The organism is Streptomyces sp. NPDC087845 (assembly GCF_044742755.1).
Lineage (GTDB): Bacteria > Actinomycetota > Actinomycetes > Streptomycetales > Streptomycetaceae > Streptomyces.
Map to the genome: position 1 here is coordinate 20,009 of NZ_JBIUVC010000028.1, position 23,107 is coordinate 43,115.

The 23,107-nt window shown below is 70.4% G+C and carries 22 protein-coding genes and 1 riboswitch; of the genes, 13 read left to right on the forward strand and 9 right to left on the reverse strand.

All coding sequences use genetic code 11. The features are described from left to right. Positions 1-80 precede the first annotated feature (80 nt). The 9 genes from tsf to ACIOMQ_RS38485 all read left to right on the forward strand — a co-directional run bounded on the left by tsf (position 81) and on the right by ACIOMQ_RS38485 (position 9,705). Positions 81-935, forward strand: a complete 855-nt coding sequence (gene tsf, locus ACIOMQ_RS38445; protein WP_362209121.1) for a translation elongation factor Ts — start codon at positions 81-83, stop codon at positions 933-935. A gap of 159 nt (positions 936-1,094) precedes the next feature. Further along, positions 1,095-1,871, forward strand: a complete 777-nt coding sequence (pyrH, locus tag ACIOMQ_RS38450; RefSeq protein ID WP_362209118.1) for a UMP kinase — start codon at positions 1,095-1,097, stop codon at positions 1,869-1,871. 180 nt (positions 1,872-2,051) lie between these two features. After that, entirely contained in the window at positions 2,052-2,609 is a 558-nt protein-coding gene (gene frr / locus ACIOMQ_RS38455; protein WP_362209115.1) for a ribosome recycling factor, read from the forward strand. Next, complete coding sequence (locus ACIOMQ_RS38460; protein ID WP_362209112.1) at positions 2,609-3,694, forward strand: phosphatidate cytidylyltransferase; 1,086 nt, start codon at positions 2,609-2,611, stop codon at positions 3,692-3,694. The genes frr and ACIOMQ_RS38460 overlap by 1 nt, the downstream gene beginning before the upstream one ends. 104 nt (positions 3,695-3,798) lie before the next feature. After that, positions 3,799-4,905 (forward strand): 23S rRNA (adenine(2503)-C(2))-methyltransferase RlmN, encoded by a 1,107-nt coding sequence (gene rlmN, locus ACIOMQ_RS38465; protein ID WP_402192420.1) that lies wholly within the window; start codon positions 3,799-3,801, stop codon positions 4,903-4,905. A 56-nt stretch (positions 4,906-4,961) separates the two neighbouring features. Further along, positions 4,962-5,078, forward strand: a riboswitch (TPP riboswitch). 4 nt (positions 5,079-5,082) lie between these two features. Then, the gene (locus ACIOMQ_RS38470; protein ID WP_402192443.1) at positions 5,083-6,261 is read left to right on the forward strand and encodes a thiamine ABC transporter substrate binding subunit; all 1,179 of its coding nucleotides are present in this window, start codon (positions 5,083-5,085) and stop codon (positions 6,259-6,261) included. Between the two features lie 146 nt (positions 6,262-6,407). Beyond that, the gene (locus ACIOMQ_RS38475) at positions 6,408-8,021 is read left to right on the forward strand and encodes an ABC transporter permease (RefSeq protein ID WP_401759166.1); all 1,614 of its coding nucleotides are present in this window, start codon (positions 6,408-6,410) and stop codon (positions 8,019-8,021) included. Positions 8,022-8,023: 2 nt separating this feature from the next. Then, positions 8,024-9,049, forward strand: coding sequence for an ABC transporter ATP-binding protein (locus ACIOMQ_RS38480; protein WP_402192423.1), 1,026 nt, complete (start codon positions 8,024-8,026; stop codon positions 9,047-9,049). A 203-nt stretch (positions 9,050-9,252) separates the two neighbouring features. After that, the gene (locus tag ACIOMQ_RS38485) at positions 9,253-9,705 is read left to right on the forward strand and encodes an SRPBCC domain-containing protein (RefSeq protein ID WP_401268965.1); all 453 of its coding nucleotides are present in this window, start codon (positions 9,253-9,255) and stop codon (positions 9,703-9,705) included. 39 nt (positions 9,706-9,744) lie between these two features. Here ACIOMQ_RS38485 and ACIOMQ_RS38490 read toward each other — a convergent pair whose 3' ends face one another. The 5 genes from ACIOMQ_RS38490 to ACIOMQ_RS38510 form a co-directional block, all read right to left on the reverse strand. Continuing rightward, positions 9,745-10,827 (reverse strand): LOG family protein, encoded by a 1,083-nt coding sequence (locus ACIOMQ_RS38490; protein WP_402192445.1) that lies wholly within the window; start codon positions 10,825-10,827, stop codon positions 9,745-9,747. A gap of 133 nt (positions 10,828-10,960) precedes the next feature. Continuing rightward, the gene (locus tag ACIOMQ_RS38495) at positions 10,961-12,160 is read right to left on the reverse strand and encodes a hypothetical protein (RefSeq protein ID WP_401268963.1); all 1,200 of its coding nucleotides are present in this window, start codon (positions 12,158-12,160) and stop codon (positions 10,961-10,963) included. Beyond that, positions 12,142-12,879, reverse strand: a complete 738-nt coding sequence (locus ACIOMQ_RS38500; protein WP_362209096.1) for an ATP-binding cassette domain-containing protein — start codon at positions 12,877-12,879, stop codon at positions 12,142-12,144. The genes ACIOMQ_RS38495 and ACIOMQ_RS38500 overlap by 19 nt, the downstream gene beginning before the upstream one ends. 275 nt (positions 12,880-13,154) lie before the next feature. Further along, on the reverse strand, positions 13,155-14,534 hold the full coding sequence (locus tag ACIOMQ_RS38505; protein ID WP_362209093.1) for an aspartate aminotransferase family protein: 1,380 nt from the start codon (positions 14,532-14,534) through the stop codon (positions 13,155-13,157). Then, positions 14,519-15,010: an Lrp/AsnC family transcriptional regulator gene (locus ACIOMQ_RS38510; RefSeq protein WP_176740396.1), complete on the reverse strand. Its 492-nt coding sequence runs from the start codon at positions 15,008-15,010 to the stop codon at positions 14,519-14,521. Before ACIOMQ_RS38510 ends, ACIOMQ_RS38505 begins: the two co-directional genes overlap by 16 nt. A gap of 178 nt (positions 15,011-15,188) precedes the next feature. Here ACIOMQ_RS38510 and ACIOMQ_RS38515 point away from each other — a divergent pair, with 178 nt between their 5' ends. From ACIOMQ_RS38515 to ACIOMQ_RS38525, 3 genes are all read left to right on the forward strand, one after another. Continuing rightward, positions 15,189-16,628, forward strand: a complete 1,440-nt coding sequence (locus tag ACIOMQ_RS38515) for a gamma-aminobutyraldehyde dehydrogenase (RefSeq protein ID WP_402192426.1) — start codon at positions 15,189-15,191, stop codon at positions 16,626-16,628. 181 nt (positions 16,629-16,809) lie between these two features. Beyond that, complete coding sequence (locus ACIOMQ_RS38520) at positions 16,810-17,973, forward strand: spermidine/putrescine ABC transporter substrate-binding protein (protein ID WP_362209167.1); 1,164 nt, start codon at positions 16,810-16,812, stop codon at positions 17,971-17,973. A gap of 53 nt (positions 17,974-18,026) precedes the next feature. After that, a complete protein-coding gene (locus ACIOMQ_RS38525; protein ID WP_362209086.1) occupies positions 18,027-18,569 on the forward strand; it encodes a hypothetical protein in 543 nt (180 codons plus the stop codon). Between the two features lie 238 nt (positions 18,570-18,807). On the opposite strand, the gene ACIOMQ_RS38530 is transcribed toward ACIOMQ_RS38525, so the two are convergent. From ACIOMQ_RS38530 to ACIOMQ_RS38540, 3 genes are all read right to left on the reverse strand, one after another. Further along, positions 18,808-19,608: an SAM-dependent methyltransferase gene (locus ACIOMQ_RS38530; RefSeq protein WP_362209083.1), complete on the reverse strand. Its 801-nt coding sequence runs from the start codon at positions 19,606-19,608 to the stop codon at positions 18,808-18,810. A 68-nt stretch (positions 19,609-19,676) separates the two neighbouring features. Continuing rightward, entirely contained in the window at positions 19,677-20,381 is a 705-nt protein-coding gene (locus ACIOMQ_RS38535; RefSeq protein ID WP_401759160.1) for a glycerophosphodiester phosphodiesterase, read from the reverse strand. Positions 20,382-20,403: 22 nt separating this feature from the next. After that, entirely contained in the window at positions 20,404-21,438 is a 1,035-nt protein-coding gene (locus ACIOMQ_RS38540) for an adenosine deaminase (RefSeq protein WP_362209077.1), read from the reverse strand. 133 nt (positions 21,439-21,571) lie between these two features. Here ACIOMQ_RS38540 and ACIOMQ_RS38545 point away from each other — a divergent pair, with 133 nt between their 5' ends. Then, positions 21,572-22,303 carry a DUF4190 domain-containing protein gene (locus tag ACIOMQ_RS38545; RefSeq protein WP_402192429.1) on the forward strand — a complete coding sequence of 244 codons (732 nt, stop codon included), beginning with the start codon at positions 21,572-21,574 and terminating at the stop codon, positions 22,301-22,303. Between the two features lie 122 nt (positions 22,304-22,425). On the opposite strand, the gene ACIOMQ_RS38550 is transcribed toward ACIOMQ_RS38545, so the two are convergent. Continuing rightward, positions 22,426-22,974 carry an NADAR family protein gene (locus ACIOMQ_RS38550; protein ID WP_401268955.1) on the reverse strand — a complete coding sequence of 183 codons (549 nt, stop codon included), beginning with the start codon at positions 22,972-22,974 and terminating at the stop codon, positions 22,426-22,428. Positions 22,975-23,107 lie beyond the last annotated feature (133 nt).

A 23,107-nucleotide genomic window follows, 5' to 3' on the forward strand; every position in this document is an offset into this window, starting at 1 on the left:
CGGCGGGGGCAGGTGCCACAAGCACCGCCCCCGCCGTTCACCCGTAGATCTTTCAGACTTCGAGAGAGAAACACAGACTCATGGCGAACTACACCGCCGCTGACGTCAAGAAGCTCCGCGAGCTGACCGGCGCCGGCATGATGGACTGCAAGAAGGCGCTCGACGAGGCCGACGGCAACGTCGACAAGGCCGTCGAGGCGCTCCGTATCAAGGGCCAGAAGGGCGTCGCCAAGCGCGAGGGCCGTTCTGCCGAGAACGGCGCCGTCGTCTCCCTCATCTCCGAGGACAAGACCTCCGGCGTTCTGCTCGAGCTGAAGTGCGAGACGGACTTCGTCGCCAAGGGCGAGAAGTTCCAGGCCGTCGCCAACACGCTCGCCGCCCACGTCGCCGCGACCTCCCCGGCCGACCTGGCCGCGCTGCTCGCCTCCGAGATCGAGGCCGGCAAGACCGTCCAGGCGTACGTCGACGAGGCCAACGCCAACCTCGGCGAGAAGATCGTCCTGGACCGCTTCGCGCAGTTCACCGGCGGATACGTGGCTGCGTACATGCACCGCACGATGCCCGACCTCCCGCCGCAGGTCGGCGTCCTGGTCGACCTCGACAAGGGCACCGCCTCGGACGAGGCGGCCGCGACGGCCGCCAAGGACGTCGCGCAGCACATCGCCGCCTTCGCCCCGAAGTACCTCAACCGCGACGAGGTCCCGGCCGAGACGGTCGAGAACGAGCGTCGTGTCGCCGAGGCCACCTCTCGCGAGGAGGGCAAGCCCGAGGCCGCCCTTCCGAAGATCGTCGAGGGTCGCGTCAACGGCTTCTTCAAGGAAGTCGTCGTCCTGGAGCAGGCGTTCGCCAAGGACAACAAGAAGTCCGTCCAGAAGGTCCTGGACGAGGCCGGTGTCACCCTGAAGCGCTTCTCGCGCATCAAGGTCGGCATCTGAGTCCGTCCGCGAACAACGGTGGGCCCCGATAGGGTCCAGTGCAGTCGTCGGCCGCACACATGCCGTACGACCGCAGATCTGACGAGGAGGCCATTGCCGCTGAGGGACACCAGACCCACAGGCAATGGCCTTCTTCGTATGTGCACGAGGAGAATCTCCATGAACAAGGGCGCGGACGCCGCAAAAGGTGACCACAAGCGCGACGACGGCAAGGTGCCCGGACGCTTCATGCTGAAGCTGTCCGGAGAGGCGTTCGCCGGCGGCGGGGGTCTCGGTGTCGACCCCGACGTCGTACACGCCATCGCCCGGGAAATCGCGGCAGTCGTCCGCGACGGCGCGCAAATCGCGATCGTCATCGGCGGCGGCAACTTCTTCCGCGGTGCCGAGCTCCAGCAGCGCGGCATGGACCGGGCCCGGTCCGACTACATGGGCATGCTCGGCACGGTCATGAACTGCCTGGCGCTCCAGGACTTCCTGGAGAAGGAGGGCATCGACTCCCGCGTCCAGACCGCCATCACCATGGGGCAGGTCGCGGAGCCGTACATCCCGCTGCGCGCCGTGCGCCACCTGGAGAAGGGCCGCGTCGTCATCTTCGGCGCCGGCATGGGGATGCCGTACTTCTCCACCGACACCACCGCCGCCCAGCGCGCCCTGGAGATCGACGCCCAGGGTCTGCTCATGGGCAAGAACGGGGTGGACGGGGTCTACGACTCCGACCCGAAGACCAACCCCGGCGCGGTGAAGTTCGACGCCCTTGAGTACAGCGAGGTGCTCGCCCGCGATCTCAAGGTCGCCGACGCCACCGCCATCACGCTCTGCCGTGACAACCAGCTGCCGATCCTTGTCTTCGAGCTGACCGCCACGGGCAATATCGCCCGCGCGGTCAAGGGTGAGAAGATCGGCACGCTCGTGAGTGACCAGGGCACCCGGGCCTGAGAACCGGGGGGCCTTCCCGGGAAGCCGCGGGAGGGCCCGGGGCCTGCGGGGAACACCCCGGGACAGGTCCCGAAGGATGGACAACGGCCTGCCGGTCGGACACCGTGCAGGTGAGGACGCGACCCAGGACCCGTCGGGCCCGAGCACGCAGGGCCCACTCAAGACACGCAGGAGCACGTGGTGATCGAAGAAACCCTCCTTGAGGCCGAGGAGAAGATGGAGAAGGCCGTCGTCGTAGCGAAGGAGGACTTCGCCGCGATCCGTACCGGCCGTGCCCACCCGGCGATGTTCAACAAGATCGTCGCCGACTACTACGGCGCGCTGACCCCGATCAACCAGCTCGCCTCGTTCTCGGTGCCCGAGCCGCGCATGGCCGTCGTGACGCCGTTCGACAAGACCGCGCTGCGCAACATCGAGCAGGCCATCCGCGACTCGGACCTCGGCGTCAACCCGAGCAACGACGGCAATATCATCCGGGTGACCTTCCCGGACCTCACCGAAGAGCGTCGTCGCGACTACATCAAGGTCGCGAAGACGAAGGCGGAGGACTCGAAGATCTCCATCCGGGCCGTGCGCCGCAAGGCCAAGGAGACGCTCGACAAGCTGGTCAAGGACAAGGAGACCGGCGAGGACGAGGTGCGTCGTGCCGAGAAGGAGCTCGACGACACCACCGCGAAGTACGTCGCCCAGGTCGACGAGCTGCTCAAGCACAAGGAAGCCGAGCTGCTCGAAGTCTGATGAACGACTCTTCCTGGGGCGCCCCGCAGGGAGCCGGCCACTGGGGTCCGCCCGAGATGCGGGCCGCTCCGGCGGGTCCTGCATACGATGTGCACGGCGCCCAGCAGACTCGGCCCATGCCCATCGTGCCGGACGCTCCCGACGCAGGTAGAGACGCTGACGACCGTGATGACAGGGACCAGGGGGCCGCACGCCTGAGTGGCGGCCCCCTGTTCCGCGACGAGAAGCCGCAGGAGCCCATGTCCACCGCACCACCGCCCCCGCAGAAGAAACGTGCGGGCCGTGATCTGCGAGCCGCCATAGGGGTCGGTGTGGGGCTCGGCGCCGTCATCGTCGCCTCGCTGTTCATCGTGAAGGCCGTCTTCGTCGGTGTGGTCGCCGTCGCTGTCGTCGTGGGCCTGTGGGAGCTCACCTCCCGGTTGGAGGAGCGCAAGGGCATCAAGGCGCCGCTCGTCCCGCTGGCTGTCGGCGGTGCGGCCATGGTCGTGGCCGGATACTGGCGGGGCGCCGAGGGAGCCTGGGTGGCGATGGCGCTGACGGCACTCGCGGTGCTCGTCTGGCGGATGACCCAGCCTCCGGAGGGCTACCTCAAGGACGTCACGGCCGGCGTGTTCGCCGCGTTCTACGTACCGTTCCTGGCCACCTTCGTCGCCATGCTCCTGACCGCGGACGACGGACCGCAGCGGGTGCTCACCTTCCTGCTGCTGACGGTGGTCAGCGACACGGGTGCGTACGCCGTGGGCTGGCGCTTCGGGAAGCACAAGCTCGCGCCGCGCATCAGCCCCGGGAAGACCCGCGAGGGCCTGTTCGGGGCCATCGCCTTCGCGATGGTCGCCGGTGCGCTGTGCATGCAGTTCCTGATCGACGGCGGTTCCTGGTGGCAGGGGCTGCTGCTGGGGCTCGCGGTCGCGGCCAGCGCCACCCTCGGCGACCTGGGCGAGTCGATGATCAAGCGGGATCTCGGCATCAAGGACATGGGCACGCTCCTGCCGGGGCACGGCGGCATCATGGACCGGCTGGACTCGCTGCTGCCGACCGCTCCGGTGGTGTGGCTGCTGCTGGTGCTGTTCGTGGGATCCGGCTGATCCTGAGGGCGGTTCACCGCCCTGACCTGGGCATGTGCGAGTGAGGGTCCGTTGTCCACAGGGCGGCGGGCCCTCACTGCTTTGTCTGCGACACTGGATGAACCATGCCTAAGCCCGGAGAACTCACTTTCGTCGCGCCCCGCGGAGCCAAGAAGCCGCCGCGGCACCTCGCCGACCTCACGCCCGCCGAGCGCAAGGAAGCCGTCGTCGCGATCGGCGAGAAGCCGTTCCGCGCCCAGCAGCTCTCGCAGCACTACTTCGCTCGGTATGCGCACGATCCGGCCGAGTGGACCAACATCCCGGCCGCTTCGCGGGACAGGCTCGCCGAGGCGATGTTCCCCGGCCTGATGTCGGTGGTCCGCCACATCAGCTGCGACGACGACACCACCCGCAAGACGCTGTGGAAGCTGCATGACGGGACGCTCGTCGAATCCGTCCTGATGCGCTACCCGGAGCGGGTGACGATGTGCATCTCGTCGCAGGCGGGTTGCGGGATGAACTGCCCGTTCTGCGCCACGGGGCAGGCCGGTCTCGACCGCAATCTGTCGACCGCCGAGATCGTCCACCAGATCGTGGACGGCATGCGGGCGCTGCGCGACGGGGAGGTCCCGGGAGGCCCGGCACGCCTCTCCAACATCGTCTTCATGGGCATGGGCGAGCCGCTCGCCAACTACAAGCGGGTGGTCGGCGCGATCCGTCGGCTGACCGATCCGGAGCCGGACGGGCTGGGGCTTTCGCAGCGCGGGATCACCGTCTCCACCGTCGGCCTGGTGCCCGCGATGCTCCGCTTCGCCGACGAGGGGTTCAAGTGCCGCCTCGCCGTCTCGCTGCACGCACCGGACGACGAGCTGCGCGACACACTCGTCCCCGTGAACACGCGGTGGAAGGTGCGCGAGGTGCTGGACGCCGCGTGGGAGTACGCGGAGAAGTCCGGCCGCCGGATCTCCATCGAGTACGCGCTGATCCGGGACATCAACGACCAGGCATGGCGTGGTGACCTGCTCGGCCGACTCCTCAAGGGCAAGCGGGTGCATGTCAACCTGATCCCGCTGAACCCGACCCCCGGGTCCAAGTGGACGGCCTCGCGGCCCGAGGACGAGAAGGCTTTCGTCGAGGCGATCGCGGCACACGGGGTGCCGGTGACCGTGCGGGACACCCGAGGCCAGGAGATCGACGGAGCCTGCGGTCAGTTGGCGGCAGCCGAGCGCTGAGGCCGGAACGGCCCGTGTAACCTGGGCCTGAAATCAACTTCATACAAATCAACTTCATATTCCGACAGGGGAGCGCCACAGCGCTGAGAGTGCGGCACCGAGAACAGGTCGGCCGCAGACCCTCTGAACCTCGCCCGGGTCATTCCGGGTAGGAAGTTCGGTCATCAACTCATGCTGTTGCGCCCTGCCCGCTTTTCGCGGGCGGGGCCGCGTCTCTTCCTGGCCAAAACCCAGGAGGAATCCACATTGAGCACCACGCGCAGAACCACGCACCTCGCGGCGACGGCCGTCGCCGCCGCGCTCGGCGTCACGGCACTGGCCGGATGCGGGAGTTCCGATACGTCGGACTCCGGTTCCGGCGGCACGAAGAGCTCCGGCTCGAAGACCGTGACGCTCGTCAGCCATGACTCCTTCAACGTCTCCAAGGATGTGCTGAAGGAGTTCACCGAGCAGACCGGCTACACCGTCAAGGTGCTGAAGAGCGGCGACGCGGGTGTCGCGCTCAACCAGGAGATCCTGACCAAGGGATCACCGCGCGGCGATGTGTTCTTCGGTGTCGACAACACCCTGCTTTCCCGCGCCCTCGACAGCGGTCTCTTCACGCCGTACGAGGCGAAGGGCATCGACCAGGTGGCGGCCGGCACCCGACTCGACGCCGAGCACCGGGTCACCCCGATCGACACCGGTGACATCTGCGTCAACTACGACAAGGAGTACTTCGCCGAGAAGAAGCTCGCGCCGCCGCGGACCTTCGACGACCTGGCGAAGCCCGCGTACAAGAACCTCCTCGTCACCGAGAACGCCGAGACCTCCTCGCCCGGCCTCGGTTTCCTTCTCGGTACCGTCGCCACCTACGGCGAGAAGGGCTACCAGGACTACTGGAAGAAGCTGAAGGACAACGGCGTCAAGGTCGTCGACGGCTGGGAGCAGGCGTACAACGAGGAGTTCTCCGGTTCCGCGGGCGGCAAGAAGGCCAAGGCCGACCGGCCGCTCGTCGTGTCGTACGCCTCCAGCCCACCCGTCGAGGTGCTCTACGCGAAGCCGCAGCCGGCCGAGGCACCGACCGGGGTCGCCACCGGGACCTGCTTCCGCCAGATCGAGTTCGCGGGCCTGCTGAAGGGTGCGAAGAACGAGGCGGGGGGCAAGGCCCTGCTGGACTTCCTGATCAGCAAGAGGTTCCAGGAGGACATGCCGCTCAGCATGTTCGTGAACCCGGTCGACGAGAGCGCGAAACTGCCGGAACTCTTCACGAAGTTCGGCGCGACGGTCGACACGCCGGCGACCGTCGCCCCCGACAAGATCTCCAAGAACCGTGAGCAGTGGGTCCAGTCGTGGTCCTCGCTCGTAGTGAAGTAACGCGGACCCCCGTACGCGGAACGGACGCGGGCGGGAAGGGCGCGCCCGAGGAGGGGCCGCGGGGGGAGAAGCCGCGCGCCCGCTCTGGGCACGCGGACTTCGCGCGCGCGAAGGCGCGGCGCGGGAGTGCGGTGCGGCTCGGCCTGATGGCCGTGCCCGTCGCGTTCTTCGCGCTGTTCTTCGCCTACCCCGTCACCGCGATCGTCGGCCGCGGGCTGAAGGCGGACGGTGTCTGGCAGTTCGGCCGGGTTGCCGAAGTGCTGACCCGGCCGGACATCCGCGACGTCCTCTGGTTCACGACCTGGCAGGCGCTCGCCTCGACCGCGCTGACTCTGCTGATCGCGCTGCCCGGCGCCTATGTCTTCGCCCGCTTCGACTTCCCCGGCAAGCAGCTGCTGCGGGCGGTCGTCACCGTGCCGTTCGTCCTGCCGACCGTCGTCGTCGGGACGGCCTTCCTGGCGCTGCTGGGACGCGGCGGGTTCCTCGACGAACTCTGGGGCGTACGCCTCGACACCACCGTCTGGGCGATTCTGCTCGCCCATGTCTTCTTCAACTACGCGGTGGTCGTACGGACCGTGGGCGGGCTGTGGTCACAACTCGACCCGCGGCAGGAGGAGGCCGCGCGGGTGCTGGGTGCCGGGCGGTTCGCCGCCTGGCGGCGGGTCACCCTGCCGGCCCTCGCACCCGCCGTGGCCGCCGCCGCGTTGATGGTCTTCCTCTTCACCTTCACCTCCTTCGGGGTCGTACAGATCCTCGGCGGTCCGGGGTACTCCACGCTGGAGGTGGAGATCTACCGGCAGACGGCCCAGTTGCTCGCCCTGCCGACGGCGGCCGTGCTGACGCTGGTGCAGTTCGCCGCGGTCGGCGCGATCCTCGCCGTGCACGCGTGGACCGTACGGCGCAGGGAGACCGCGCTGAGACTGGTCGACCCGGCGCAGACCGCCCGCAGGCCGCGCGGCGCCGGAGCGTGGGCGCTGCTCTGCGGCGTACTGCTGACCGTGCTGGTGCTGATCCTGCTGCCGCTCGGGGTGCTGGTGGAGCGCTCGCTGGACACCCCCGGCGGCCATGGCTTCGACTACTACCGAGCCCTGCGGTCCGTGGACGCGGGCGGCGGTACATTCCTGGTCGCGCCGCTCGAAGCGGTGTGGAACTCACTGCAGTACGCACTCGTCGCGACGGTCGTCGCGCTGGTAGTCGGCGGGCTCGCCGCCGCGGCGCTGACCCGGCGCGGGGGCCGGCTCGTGCGCGGTTTCGACGCCCTGCTGATGCTGCCGCTCGGGGTGTCCGCGGTCACCGTCGGCTTCGGTTTCCTGATCACCCTGGACAAGCCACCGCTGGATCTGCGGACGTCATGGATTCTGGTGCCGCTCGCCCAGGCGCTGGTCGGTGTGCCCTTCGTCGTACGGACCATGCTGCCGGTCCTGCGCGCGGTGGACGGGCGGCTGAGGGAGGCGGCCGCGGTGCTCGGCGCATCACCCCTGCGGGCCTGGCGGGAGGTCGATCTGCCGCTGGTGCGACGGGCAGTGCTGGTCGCGGCCGGCTTCGCGTTCGCCGTGTCGCTCGGCGAGTTCGGCGCGACGGTGTTCATCGCGCGGCCCGACCGCCCGACGCTGCCGGTCGCCGTGGCCCGGCTGCTGGGGCGGGCCGGGGAGCTCAACTACGGCCAGGCGATGGCCCTCAGCACCCTTCTGATGGTGGTCTGCGCCCTCTCGCTGCTGCTGCTCGAACGTATGCGCACGGACCGGTCCGGGGAGTTCTAGAGATGCTGACACTGGAATCGGCCACGGTCCGCTTCGGCGAGCGAGCCGCGCTCGACCGGGTGGACCTGGAGGTCGCCGAGCACGAGATCGTGTGCGTGCTGGGGCCGAGCGGCAGCGGCAAGTCGACCCTGCTGCGGGTGGTCGCCGGGCTGCACCCGCCGGACGGCGGCCGGGTGTTGCTGGACGGCGCGGACCAGGCGGGCGTGCCGGTGCACCGGCGCGGTCTCGGCCTGATGTTCCAGGACCACCAGCTGTTCCCGCACCGGGACGTCGGCGCCAATGTCGCCTTCGGGCTGCGGATGCGGGGGATGCCGCGACGCGATCAGGCGAGCAGGGTCGGTGAACTCCTCGACCTGGTGGGCCTGCCCGGCGCCGAGCGGCGGGCCGTCGGCGCGCTGTCCGGCGGTGAGCAGCAGCGTGTCGCCCTCGCGCGGGCGCTCGCCCCGCGCCCCAAACTGCTGATGCTGGACGAGCCGCTCGGCCAGCTCGACCGCGGCCTGCGTGAACGGCTCGTCGTCGAACTGCGCACGCTCTTCGGACGGTTGGGTACGACGGTGCTCGCCGTCACCCACGACCAGGGCGAGGCGTTCGCCCTCGCCGACCGGGTGGTGGTGATGCGCGACGGACGGATCGCCCAGGTGGGAACCCCGCTGGAGGTCTGGCAGCGGCCCGCGTCCGCCTTCGTCGCCCGGTTCCTCGGCTTCGACAACGTGGTGGAGGCGACGGTGACCGGCACGGCCGCCGACACGGTGTGGGGCGAGGTGCCGGTGCCCGAGGGCTCGCCGCAGGGGGCGTGCGATCTGCTGGTGCGCCCGGCCGGGGTCCGGATCGTCGCCCCGGACGACGGGCTGCGCTGCACGGTGGGAACGCGTACGTTCCGGGGCAACCATGTCGCCGTACAGCTGATGCCCGAGGACGGTCCGGTGCTGGAGGCGGAGTACCCGTTGCGGGACGCCCCCGAGGAGGGCGCGACGGTCGGGGTCGGTTTCGACGCGGCGGAGACCGTCGTCCTGCCCGCCGTCCGCTGACCGGACTCGCGCCCGACGAGGGCCCGCCCGCGTTCACTGGACCGGCCGAGCCGTGTCCGACGCCCGCGCCCGCCGTTTCCGGCCGTCCGGGACTGCCGGGCGGTCCGGACCGGGTCGTTCGCGCCAGGTCGGCACGGTGGTGTCCGTGCAAGCTGGGGAGGACATGCGGAAGATCCGGAGCGACTCCGGGAAGGACGGGAACAATGACCGGTTCAGCACGCGAGGGCATCGACATCACCCGGGTCCTCGACGCCCCGCCGGAGCGCGTCTTCGAGGCGTGGACGACCCCCGAGCACTTCGCCGCCTGGTACGGCGGGGACGCCGAGGTTCCGCTCGACCGGGTGTCGATGGACGTCAGGCCGGGCGGCGCCTGGAGCCTGGTCATCGTGGTGCCGGGCACCGAGATGCCGTTCCACGGGGTCTACCGCGAGGTGGTCGCGCCCGAGCGGCTGGTCTTCACGCTGAAGGACGCCACCGCGCCCGCCGGCATCGAGGGCGAGACCGTCACCGTCACCCTCGCCGACCGCGGCGGGAAGACCACCGAAATGGTCTTCAGACAGCGCGGGGGCAACCTCACGGCCGAGCAGTACGCGGCGGCCGAGGACGGCTGGGAGGCCTTCTTCGACGCGCTGGTGGCCCGCCTCGCGTCCCGCTGAACCCGCCGCGGCCGGTCGCCGGCCGGCGACCGGCCCCGGCTACCCGTCCGCCGACAGCCGGGCGAGTGCCTCGGGCGCCTCGTCCACCGTGTCGACGAGTGCGATGCGGGACTCCATCGTCCGGCCGCCGGCCAGCGCGCGCAGCAGGGGCCACGCGGGCAGCCCCCGCGTCCAGTGGGCGCGGCCGACCAGCACCATCGGGGTCGGACCGCCGCGCGAGCCGTAGTAGTTCGGCGTCGCGTTGTCGAAGATCTCCTGTACGGTGCCGGCCGCGCCGGGCAGGAAGATCACGCCCGCCGTGGAGCGGGTGAGCAGCCCGTCCTCGCGCAGGGCGTTGGCGAAGTACTTGGCGATGTGGTCGGCGAACGGGTTCGGCGGCTCGTGCCCGTAGAACCAGGTGGGGATCGACACCGAGCCGCCGCCACCGCGCCAGCTTTCCCGCACGGCGAAGGCGGCCAGCGCCCACTCGGTGACGGATGGGATGAACGAGGGGGTCGAGGCCAGCATCCTGCAGGCCTTGTCCAGCATCGGGTCGGGGTGCGGCGCCGCGTACGCCCCGAGGTTCGCGGCCTCCATGGCGCCCGGCCCGCCGCCGGTCACCACGGTCAGGCCGCCCCGGGCCAGAGCCCGGCCCAGCCGGGCCGCCGCCGCGTACTGCGCGCTGCCGCGCGCCGTGGCGTGGCCGCCCATCACCCCGACGACGCGGGCACCGAGGAGGTGTTCGTCCAGGGCGTCGGAGACCGCGTCGTCATGGAGCGCGCGCAGCATCGACGCGAAGGCGTCGCCACTCGCCCGGGTCTCCTGGAACCAGCGGTACGCGCGGGCGTCGGGCGTCGCCGCGTAGCCGCCGTCCGTCAGCCCTTCGTAGAGCGCGTCGGGGGAGTAGAGCAGGCCCCGGTACGGATCGAAGGGCAGTCCGGGCACCGGCGGGAAGACGATCGCGCCGTCCGCCCGTACCTTCGCCGCCGCTCCGGGCGCCATCCGGCAGCCGAGGAAGACCGTGCCGGTCGTGTCGGCGGCCAGCAGCGCGGCGCTCCGGTCCGTCAGGTCGACGGACTGGATCCGGCGTCCGGCCAGCGTTCCGGCGGAAACGGCCGCATCGAATGCGGCGAGCGACTCGATCTCGGGGCGGGACGGGCCCGCCGGGCTGGACGGCCCCGGCGAGCCGGATACGGGACTGCTTTCGTCCGGAATGTCCACGGTGTCATGCTACGTAGCGGCCGAGGTGCGCGGGCGCCGCCGGGTGGCGACGTCCTCAGGCCGTCAGCGGCAACGCCGCCAGCTGGGCGATCAGCCAGGTCAGCGGGGCGAAGACGACCAGCAGGGTGGCGGCGCGCAGCGCCGTCGCCACCCGCAGCGCCGGGGCCGCGGCGCCGAGCCTCCGCAGCACCTGCACCGTCCTGGCGCGGTCCTGCCTCGCCTCCAGGGCCGAGGTCAGCAGCGTCGCTGCCGTACAGCCGAGGACGAGCACCGCGCCCAGTTCCGTGAGCGGGCCGAAGGGGCGCGGCCCCGTCCCGTACAGCGCGTAGGCGGCGGTCACCGCGGAGAGCACCGCGCAGACCACGCCGAGCGGCCCGCCGATCCGGCGCGCCTCGTCCATCAGCACCCGGCCGGCCAGCAGGCGTACGGCGCCGGGGCGCACCGACTGCAGCAGCCGCCCGCACAGATACGCCAGGCCGGGGCCGGCCATGGCCAGGCCGATCGCCGACAGCGTCCACCCCGCCAGCACTCCGGCCGGGGTGGCGTCGAGCCTGCCGGGGAGCGGCAGCAGGCTGCGCCCGTCGCCGCGGCTCATGTACGCCTCGACGGCGAGGCCGACCGCGATCAGCGCCACCCCCCACGGCAGACCGGCCGGGGGCGCCGCGGGCACGGGCACCAGGTCGTCCGGCAGGGCGTCCGCGGAGGCGTCGTCCTCGACCGTCGCGGAGGCCGGGGCCGTCGAGACCGGCCGGGCGCGCAGCGCCAGCGCGCTCGCCGTCGCCGCGGACACCGGGACCAGGGTCAGCAGCACGAGCACCGCCGCGAGCGGCAGCGGGGCATCCGCGTCGAGCAGCCCGGCCGCGGCCCCGTCGAACGGCAGCCCGGACAGATCGCCGCGCAGATGCAGGAAGAGCAGCAGGGCCACCACCGACCCGAGGGTGCAGGAGACGGCGGTGGAGACCGCGGCGAGCACGGTGAGCTTCACCGGCCCGAGGCCCACGGCGGACAGCCCGGAACGCGGCCGGGTGCCCGGGTCCGTACGGGCCACCGCGACCGCGAACTGCACGGTGGCGGCGAGCGGGACGAAGCACCACAGCAGCCGCACCACGGCACCGGTGGAGTGCGCCGGGTGCCCCGAGGCGTAGCCCAGGGCGCACAGCAGCAGGAGGCCGACCCCGGCGGACGCGGCTGCGACCAGCAGCCGCCGCATCAGGACCAGCGGATGGGAACCCCGGGCTAGACGGAGAGCGAGCACGCCGCGCGGCCCTCCGCATCGGATACGGCGGGCAGCGCGACGGTGGCGACGCGGCGGCCGTCCAGCAGCGGGACCGTACGGTCGGCGAGGGCGGCGACCTCCGCGTCATGGGTGGCCAGGACGACCGTGATGCCGTGCGAACGGGCCGCACTGGTGAGCGTGCGCAGCACATGCGTCCGGTCGGTGCGGTGCAGGGTCGCGGTCGGCTCGTCGGCGAAGATCACCGCGGGTGAGGCCACCAGCGCGCGGGCCACGGCGATCCGCTGGCGCTGTCCCTGGAGCAGCGTGTGCGGTCGCTTCTTGGCGCACGGGCCGATGTCGAGCCGCTCCAGCCATTCCAGGCCGGCCTTCTTGGCCACCCGGTGCGAGGCGCCGCGCAGCAGCAGCGGAAGGGCCACGTTCTCCCAGGTGTTCAGCTCCGGCACGAGCTGGGGCTCGGGGGCGATCCAGCCGAACCTGTCGCGGCGCAGCCGTTCGCGCATCCGGGGGCCCATGGTGTGGACGGGGACGCTGTTGAACCACACTTCGCCCTGCTGGGGCACCAGTTGACCGGACAGGCAGTGCAGCAGGGTGGTCTTGCCGCTGCCTCTGGGGCCGGTCACGGCGAGGATCTCGCCGTCGTGGACGCCCATGGAGACACCGCCGAGCGCGGGTGAGCCGTTGTGGGAGTGCTGCAGGGAACGCGCCCAGATCACGTCGTTGTCCGGCGGGGCCACCATGGCGTACACCTCGGTTCAGATCGTCATTCCCGTCCCCCGTACGGGGGAACGAAGAGGGGGCCGGTCGGTCACTCGGCACCGTAAGGATTCGAACCGCGGTGTGGGCACAGCACACGGCCCGGGTGCGCCCCTTCCCACTCGAATGGGCGCATCCGGGCCGTGTGGACCGTATGGAACGACGGCTGGAAGCCGGTCGTGCGGTGGTCAAGCGAGGGTCAAGCCGCAGTGTCCGGCCGGCCGGCCGGTCCGTGGTCGGCCGACCGGCCGGACCACTGTCAGAGCTTGGTCCACGCCTCGGTGAGGACGCTCCGCAGAATGCCCTCGATCTCGTCGAACGTCGACTGGTCGGAGACCAGCGGCGGCGCGAGCTGGACGACCGGGTCGCCGCGGTCGTCGGCCCGGCAGTACAGGCCGTTGTCGTACAGCGCCTTGGAGAGGAACCCGTACAGGACGCGCTCGGTCTCCTCGTCGGTGAAGGTCTCCTTGGTGGCCTTGTCCTTCACCAGCTCGATGCCGTAGAAGAAGCCGTTGCCGCGGACGTCGCCGACGATCGGCAGGTCGAGCAGCTTCTGCAGCGTCGTGAAGAACGCGTTCTCGTTGTCCAGGACGTGCTGGTTGAGGCCCTCGCGCTCGAAGATGTCGAGGTTGGCGAGGCCGACCGCCGCGGAGACCGGGTGGCCGCCGAAGGTGTAGCCGTGCAGGAAGGTGTTGTCGCCCTCGTAGAACGGTGCGGCGACGCGGTCCGAGACGATGCAGGCACCGATCGGGGAGTAGCCCGAGGTCATGCCCTTGGCGCAGGTGATCATGTCCGGCACGTAGCCGAACTTGTCGCAGGCGAACATCGTGCCGAGACGGCCGAAGGCGCAGATGACCTCGTCGGAGACGAGCAGCACGTCGTACTTGTCGCAGATCTCGCGCACGCGCTGGAAGTATCCGGGCGGCGGCGGGAAGCAGCCACCGGCGTTCTGCACCGGCTCCAGGAAGACCGCGGCGACGGTGTCCGGGCCCTCGAAGAGGATCTCCTGCTCGATCTGGTCGGCGGCCCAGCGGCCGAAGGCCTCCGGGTCGTCGCCGTGGATCGGGGCGCGGTAGATGTTGGTGTTCGGCACCTTGTGGGCGCCGGGGACCAGCGGCTCGAAGGGGGCCTTCAGGGCCGGCAGGCCGGTGATCGACAGGGCGCCCTGCGGGGTGCCGTGGTAGGCGACCGCACGCGAGATGACCTTGTACTTGGTCGGCTTGCCCTGGAGCTTGAAGTACTGCTTGGCCAGCTTCCAGGCGGTCTCGACGGCCTCGCCGCCACCGGTGGTGAAGAAGACCTTGTTGAGGTCGCCCGGCGCGTAGTCGGCGAGACGCTCGGCCAGCTCGACGGCCTTCGGGTGGGCGTAGGACCACACCGGGAAGAAGGCCAGCTCCTGGCCCTGCTTGTACGCCGCCTCGGCGAGCTCGTGACGGCCGTGACCGGCGTTGACCACGAACAGGCCGGACAGGCCGTCGAGGTAGCGCTTGCCCTGGTCGTCGTAGATGTAGGTGCCCTCGCCACGCACGATGGTGGGAACGGGCGCGTTCTCGTAGTCCGACATGCGGGTGAAATGCATCCACAGGTGGTCGTACGCGGTTCGGCTGAGGTCCTTGCTCACGGCTATCGGGTTCCCCACATATAGGTCTGCTTCTTGAGCTTCAGGTACACGAAGCTCTCGGTGGAGCGCACGCCGGGGATGGCCCGGATGCGTTTGTTGATCGTTTCCAGCAGGTGGTCGTCGTCCTCGCAGACGATCTCCACCATCAGGTCGAAGGAGCCCGCGGTCATCACCACGTACTCGCACTCGGCCATGGCCGACAGTGCCTCGGCGACGGGATCGAGGTCGCCGTCGACATTGATGCCCACCATCGCCTGCCGCCGGAATCCCACGGTGAGCGGGTCCGTGACGGCGACGATCTGCATCACGCCCTGGTCGAGCAGCTTCTGGACACGCTGCCGTACGGCCGCCTCGGAGAGGCCGACGGCCTTGCCGATCGCGGCGTACGGGCGACGCCCGTCCTCCTGGAGCTGCTCGATGATTGCGAGGGACACGGCATCGACCGCTGGGGACGATCCGTTCCCGGTCCTGGAGTCTGCGCTGCGACTGGCCACGTATCCACTGTGCACTGGGACTCGTCTGTCTGGCAACCCCAAATCGATGAAATTCGTTGTCTGAGGGTCTAGATCTAACTGAATCCGAAGTTCACGGCGGGTGGGCATGTCGAAAGCGACACCTGAGCGACTAGGCTGGTCATCTCACCCATTGGACGTGTCGACAGGAGGGGTGGTTGTGACCACCGAGGTGCGCCGTCTGCGCAACTACATCAACGGAGAGTTCCGGGACGCCGCCGACGGGCGGACCATCGACGTGGTCAACCCGGTGACGGAAGAGGTCTATGCGACCTCGCCGCTCTCCGGCCAGGCCGATGTCGATGCCGCGATGGAAGCCGCCGCAGCCGCTTTCCCCGCCTGGCGCGACATCACGCCCGCCGAGCGCCAGAAGGCCCTGCTGAAGATCGCGGACGCCTTCGAGGAGCGTGCCGAGGACCTCATCGCCGCCGAGTCGGAGAACACCGGCAAGCCGATCGAGCTCACCCGCACCGAAGAGCTCCCGCCGATGGTGGACCAGATCCGCTTCTTCGCGGGTGCGGCGCGGATGCTCGAAGGCCGCTCGGCCGGCGAGTACATGGAGGGCCTCACCTCCATCGTCCGGCGTGAGCCGGTCGGCGTCTGCGCGCAGGTCGCGCCGTGGAACTACCCGATGATGATGGCCGTCTGGAAGTTCGCCCCGGCGCTGGCCGCAGGCAACACCGTCGTCATCAAGCCGTCCGACACCACTCCGGCGTCGACCGTCCTGATCGCCGAGATCATCGGCCAGATCCTTCCCAAGGGCGTCTTCAACGTCATCTGCGGCGACCGCGACACCGGCCGCGCGATGGTCGAGCACCCGATCCCGGCGATGGCCTCCATCACCGGTTCGGTACGGGCCGGCATGCAGGTCGCCGAGTCCGCCGCCAAGGACGTCAAGCGGGTCCACCTGGAGCTCGGCGGCAAGGCCCCGGTCGTCGTGTTCGAGGACACCGACATCGCCAAGGCCGTCGAGGGCATCTCCGTCGCGGGCTACTTCAACGCGGGCCAGGACTGTACGGCCGCGACCCGCGTCCTGGTCCACGAGTCCATCCACGACGAGTTCGTCACCGCCCTCGCCAAGGCCGCCGCCGAGACCAAGACGGGGCAGCCGGACGACGAGGACGTGCTGTACGGTCCGCTCAACAACGCCAACCAGCTGAAGCAGGTCAGCGGCTTCATCGACCGCCTCCCCGCCCACGCCAAGGTCGAGGCGGGCGGCCACCGGGTCGGCGAGAAGGGCTACTTCTACGCCCCGACCGTCGTCTCCGGCCTCAAGCAGGACGACGAGATCATCCAGAACGAGGTGTTCGGCCCGGTCATCACCGTCCAGAAGTTCACGGACGAGGCCCAGGCCGTCGCGTACGCCAACGGCGTCGAGTACGCCCTGGCCTCCTCGGTGTGGACCAAGGACCACTCCCGCGCCATGCGGATGTCCAAGAACCTCGACTTCGGCTGTGTGTGGATCAACACCCACATTCCGCTCGTCGCCGAGATGCCGCACGGCGGGTTCAAGAAGTCCGGCTACGGCAAGGACCTCTCCGCGTACGGCTTCGAGGACTACACCCGCATCAAGCACGTCATGACCTCGCTCGACGGCTGACACTCCGTCCGCCGACGCGTACGGCCCCGGGCCCGGCCCGGGGCCGTACGCATGCCGGAGAGCGGGGGACGGCATCGACAGGGTGTGCGGACGGAGCGGGTGCCGCTGGACGGTTGGTCCATTGCCCGCGCCGACCTGCGACCGGCATCCTGCGCGGGTGCGAGCAACCCCGAACCACCCCATGTCCCGCCGGTCCCTGCTGCGCGCCTTCGGGGCAACAGCGGCCGGTGCCGCTCTGGCCGGCTGCGGAGTGCCCGCCGCCTATGTGCAGCCCGGTGACCGCGCCGGACGCGACACCTCCGCGAGCGACCGTTCCCTGCACTTCTCGAACTGGCCCCTCTACATCGACACCGACGACAAGGACACGTCGAAGCGGCCCACCCTCGACGCGTTCGGCAGGCGCACCGGGATCTCGGTCACGTACACCGAGGAGATCAACGACAACGACGAGTTCTTCGGGAAGATCAGCCCGGCGCTGATGAACCACCAGGAGACCGGCCGGGACCTGATCGTCATCAGCGACTGGATGGCCGCCCGGTTCGTACGGCTCGGCTGGGTGCAGGAGATGGACCGGGCCGAGCAGCCCAACGTCACCAAGTACCTGGACCCGCAGCTGCGTTCGCCCGCCTTCGACAAGGGCCGGATGCACAGCGTCCCCTGGCAGTCCGGGATCACCGGCATCGCGTACAACCGCAAGAAGCTCGGCCGCGAGATCAAGCACACCGGCGATCTGTGGGCGGACGACCTGCGCGGCAAGGTCACGCTGCTGTCCGGTCTCGACGAGTCCTTCGCACTCCTGATGCAGGGCAACGGCGTCGATGTCACCCGCTGGGAACGCGACGACTTCTACCAGGTGTGCGACCAGGTGGAGAAGCTGGTGAAGAAGAGGCACATCCGCCGCTTCACCGGCAACGACTACATCAAGGACCTGTCGACCGGCGATGTGCTCGCCTGCCAGGCCTACTCCGGCGACGTCATCCAGCTCCAGGCCGACAACCCGGAGATCGAGTTCGTGGTGCCCGAGGAGGGCGCCGAGCTCTGGGCGGAATCGCTCATGATCCCCAACCTCGCCCACCACAAGCGCAACGCCGAGAAACTCATCGACTACTACTACGAACCGGAGGTCGCCGCGGAACTGGCGACCTGGGTCAACTACGTCTGCCCGGTGCCGGCCGCCCGTGAGGTGCTGGCCTCGTCCAAGGACGAGGAGACCGCCGCACTCGCCGAGGACCCGCTGATCTTTCCGGACGGCGCGATCCGCCGGCGACTGGCGATCGCCCGCGACATCACGTCCGAGGAACGCACCGAGTTCGCGAAGAAGTGGAACTCCGTCGTCGGCCTGTGAGCCGTGGCCGGGGTGGTGTGAAGAGCGGGTGAACGCGGGCGTACGCTGCGGCCATGAGCGAGCGGAGAGCCCTGCTGAGGCGCATACGCGTGTGGTTGGCCGTCTTTGTCGTCTGTCTGGCGCTGAGCGGGCTGACCGCCTTCCCGCTGGTTCATGAACTCCACTGGGCCGAGGACCTGCTGAGGTCCTCGGCCTCTCCCGTGCCCGAGCACTTCCCGGCCCTGATGGAGTGGATCACCCGGGTCCGCACCGGTCTCGACGAGGCCGACGCGGAGTATCCCTTCGTGCTGTACGGCACCGACTGGCTGGCCTTCGCGCACCTCGTCATCGCGGTCGCCTTCTACGGCCCCTACCGCGACCCGGTCCGCAACATCTGGGTCGTCGAGTTCGGCATGATCGCCTGTGCCGGGATCATCCCGCTCGCCCTGATCTGCGGACCGATCCGCGGCATTCCCTTCTGGTGGTCCGTCATCGACATGTCGTTCGGGGTCTTCGGGGTGATCCCGCTGCTCGTCGTCCGCCGCATGATCAAACGGCTGGAGGCGCTGCCGCAGGCACCGTCACCGGAACCGCTCGCCGCCGCGGCGGCCGGCTGAGTCACTCCCGCGCCGGGGCCCGAGGCGCCGGCTGCCAGGCCCATCACGACGCCGTCGGTGCCCTGCCCCTTCGCGTCCGTGGAGTTCATGCTGTGGACGAGGGCGCGGGAGAGATCGCGGGTGCCCCCGTCCCCGCGTTGCCGCCCCGGCGGCCACCGGTCTCGGGGCCGCCCCGATGTCCGCCGCCCGGGGCCGAGGCTCCCCACTCCCCGGGCGCGCGCCCACCCCGGTGTGCCCACTACGGCTTCCGGGCCACCGCGCCGAACTGCGCGACCTCCACCGCGCCCGGCTCGGCGCGCCAGCGCGCGCAGGACACGATGCCCGGCTCCACCACGTCGAGCCCCGTCAGGAACCCGGTGAACTCGGCCCGGCTGCGCGCGGTGATCGCAGGCGTGGCGTTCTCGTTCCAGAACCGCATCGCCGCCTCGTTGCCCTCGCCGCCCAGCTCCAGTGTGGGGTGGGTGAGCACCAGATGGCTGCCGGACGGCACCGCGTCCATCAGCGTGCGCACGATGCGCCGGGCCTCACCGGTGTCGAGGACGAAGTTGAGGATGCCGAGCAGCATGACCGCGACCGGCTTCTTCAGGTCCAGCGTCGGTTCGACGGCCCGCAGGATCGACTCCGGGTCGTGGGCGTCCGCGTCGATGTACTCGGTCGCGCCCTCCGGTGAGCTGGTGAGCAGCGCCCGGGCGTGGGCCAGGACGATCGGGTCGTTGTCGACGTACACGACGCGGGAATCGGGCGCCGTGTGCTGGGCGACCTCGTGGGTGTTGTCGGCGGTGGGCAGGCCGGTGCCGATGTCCAGGAACTGGCCGATCCCGGCGTCACCGGCCAGATACCGGACCGCTCGCCCCAGGAACGCCCGGTCGGCGCGCGCCACTTCACCGATGCTCGGGTACATGCCGGTGACCTGGTCGCCGACCGCGCGGTCCACCGGGTAGTTGTCCTTGCCGCCGAGCCAGTAGTTCCAGACCCGCGCGTTGTGGGCGATGTCGGAACGGACGCGGGCGGGGTGGGGGATGGTGCGGGGATCGGTCACGTCTGTGCTCCTCTTGATCCGGGCCTGGCATCGCGGTGGATGCGGCGCTGTCCATGATGCAGGACCGATCAAGAGGGGTTGCCGGACGGGGAGTTTCCGAGGACGTCGCGCAGGGCGTCGACCCGGTTGGTGGTGATCGAGTCCACGCCCTGCCGGACCAGGCGGCGCATGGTGCGCTTGGTGTCGGCGGTCCAGACGGAGACCAGCAGCCCGTCCCGGTGGAGCCGGTCCGTCAGCTCCCGGTCCACCAGGCCGAACCGGTAGTTCAGCCACCGCGGCCGCACCGCGTCGAGCAGTGCGGCGCGCGGCGGCGCGAGCGTCGTCCGGGTCAGGGCGATCTCCGCGGACGGGTCGGCGGCACGCACCCGCAGCATGGCCTCGGAACCCGCGCAGTAGTACACCCGCTCACCCGCGCCGCACTCGCGCACCACCGCGACGGTCTCGCGGACCGAAGCATCCGTGGAGCCGGGCAGATCGACCATGACGCGGTGGCTCCCGGCGGCGAGCAGCGCGTCGCGCAGGGTGGGCACACCGCCCGCGGTCAGCCCGGTGAGCTCCTCGTGGGTCAGCCGGTCCAGACGCAGGTCGTGGCCCCACAGCCGTCCCAGCGTGGCGTCGTGCAGCAGGACCGGTACGCCGTCGCGGGTGACCCGCACATCGATCTCGACCGCGTCCGCCCCCCGGTCGAGGGCGGAGCGGATCGAGAGGAGCGTGTTCTCGCGGACCCGGTACGGATCGCCGCGGTGGGCGACGGCGGTGACAGTGGTGGCCATGGGGCCATTGTCACCAACGGGGTCAGCGGCCCGTACGCGCCGACCAGTTCGTCGTGTACGTGTCGATCTCGGCGGCCAGCGCCCGCTTGCCGGCCGCGTCGAGGTACGACGCGTCGACCGCGTTCTTCGCCAGCGCGGCGAGGCCCCGCTCGTCCAGGTCGAGGAGGCGGGCGGCGACCGCGTACTCGTTGTTGAGGTCCGTGCCGAACATCGGCGGGTCGTCGCTGTTGATGGTGACCAGGACGCCCGCCCGCACCATCTCCTTGACCGGGTGCTTCTCGATGTCCGCCACCGCCCGGGTCGCGATGTTCGACGTCGGACAGACCTCCAGCGGGATGCGGTGCTCGGCGAGGTGGGCCAGCAGTTCCGGGTCCTGGACGGAGTGGGTGCCGTGGCCGATGCGCTCGGCGCGCAGATGGGTCAGCGCGTCCCAGACGGTCTGCGGCCCGGTGGTCTCCCCGGCGTGCGGCACGGAGTGCAGGCCCTCGGCGATGGCCCGGTCGAAGTAGGGCTTGAACTGCGGGCGCTCCACACCGACCTCCGGACCGCCGAGCCCGAACGAGACGAGCCCCTCGGGCCGCAGGTCCACGGCCAGCCGGGTGGTCTCCTCGGCAGCTTCGAGCCCGGCCTCACCGGGAATGTCGAAGCACCAGCGCAGGACGACCCCGAGCTCGGCCTCGGCGGCCCTGCGGGCGTCCTCTATCGCCTCCATGAACCCCTGCTCCGGGATGCCGCGCCGGGTCGAGCTGAACGGGGTGACGGTCAGTTCCGCGTACCGGATGTTCTGCCGGGCCATGTCACGGGCGACCTCGAAGGTCAGCAGCCGGACGTCCTCCGGGGTGCGGATCAGGTCCACGACGGAGAGGTACACGTCGATGAAGTGCCGGAAGTCCGTGAAGGTGAAGTAGTCGGTCAGCGCCTCGGGGTCGGTGGGGACCTTCGAGTCGGGGTGATGCGCGGCCAGTTCCGCGACGATACGGGGCGAGGCGGATCCGACATGGTGGACATGCAGTTCCGCCTTGGGCAGCCCCGCGATGAAGGGGTGCAGATCGGGCATCGGACTCTCCGGGGCGTGGGACGGTCGGGGTGCCGGGCGCGGTCGGCCGGGCAGGGGACGGGGATCATCGTAGGCCGGGTCCTGCCGTACGGGGCCTGGCCGTAGCATGACGGGATCACGATGGGGGAGGCCCATGTCAGAGAACACAGAGCAGCCTGCGGGCGGGCCCGCGCCGAGCGATCCGTGGGCTCCGCCGGACAGCAGGGTGCCGCTGGACAAGCCGGCCGCCGACCCCCGGCCGCCCGCTGCGCACGATCAGCCGACGGTGACCTCGATGCCGGGTGCCGAACCCGGCCCCGCACCCGCCCCGGGACCGGGGCCCGGTGCCGGGGTGCAGGCCGGGCCGGCGCCGGGCCCCGCAGGCGGCTTCGGGCCCGGCTTCGGCACCGGGGAGGTACCGCCGCCGCCGATCGCACCGAACGGACCGGGCCAGCAGGTCCCGCCCGCGGGGCAGTACGGCTACCCGGCCGCGCCCGCCCCGCAGTACGGCGGCTACCCGGGATACTCCGCCTACGGCCAGGCACCCTGGGGCAGTCCCGCGCCCTCCAACGGGATGGGCACGGCGGCCATGGTGCTCGGCATCCTGGCCGTCTGCCTGTTCTGCGTCTACGGCATACCCAGCCTGATCCTGGGCGTACTCGCCCTGATCTTCGGCATCCTGGGCCGCAAGCGGGTGCAGCGCGGCGAGGCGACCAACAACGGTCAGGCACTCGCCGGGATCATCATGGGATCCATCGGCATCGTCTTCGGCGTCGCGATCATCAGCTTCTTCATCTGGCTGTTCGTCGCCCACGGGGACGAGCTCGACGACAACACCTACAACGACCCGTACTCCACGTCCCTGGTGGTCGACGCTAGGTCCTAGGTGTTCTGCCCGGACCTCCGCGGGCACGGGCACCGCATCCCTTCCGACGGCCGGGCGGCCCGGACTTCTCCGGCCCGCCCGGCCGTCGGGCGTCCAGGGCCTCTCGTTTGGATCGGGCCGCCTCAGGACCCGCGCAGCTCCGCCCGCGCGTCCATCAGCGCGAACCCCAGCAGATTCAGCCCCCGCCAGGTCGCCGGATTCTCCGCACGCGGGTCGTCCGCAGCCAGCCCGATGCCCCAGATCCGGTCCATGGGGCTGGCCTCGACCAGCACCCGGTCCCCGGTGTTCAGCAGGAATTCCCGCAGCTGAGGGTGGTGGCGGAACTTGTGGACGCTGCCGGCCACCACCAGCGCGTACCGCTCGCGCACCCACACCGCCTCGTCGAATCCGCGGACCAGCCGGCCCACCTTCTTCGCCTGGGCCGGGCTCTTCGCCGACACCGCCCGGGTCTCCGCCTCCGTGTCGCCGAACAGCCGCGCCTTCGCGGCCATCATCCAGTGCTCGGCCGACGCGTAGGTCACGCCGTCGACCGTGAAGGGCGACGGCCACCACTGACTGAGACAGCTCGCACCGATGCGGCCGTCGGGCCGGGGGCGGTGCCCCCAGAAGCGCAGGTACTTCACTTTCTCGCCGCGCGCGGACCGCGCCAGGAGGTCGTCCATGTGTTCCATGACACGCGAGTCTGGCATCCGCCACTGACACTCCGTACGGGGATTTCCGCACTGACGCGACACATGGTCGAAGGATTCCGTCGCGTAACCAAAAGGCAACAACGGAATCACTTGTTGGGGTCGATCCCCTCTG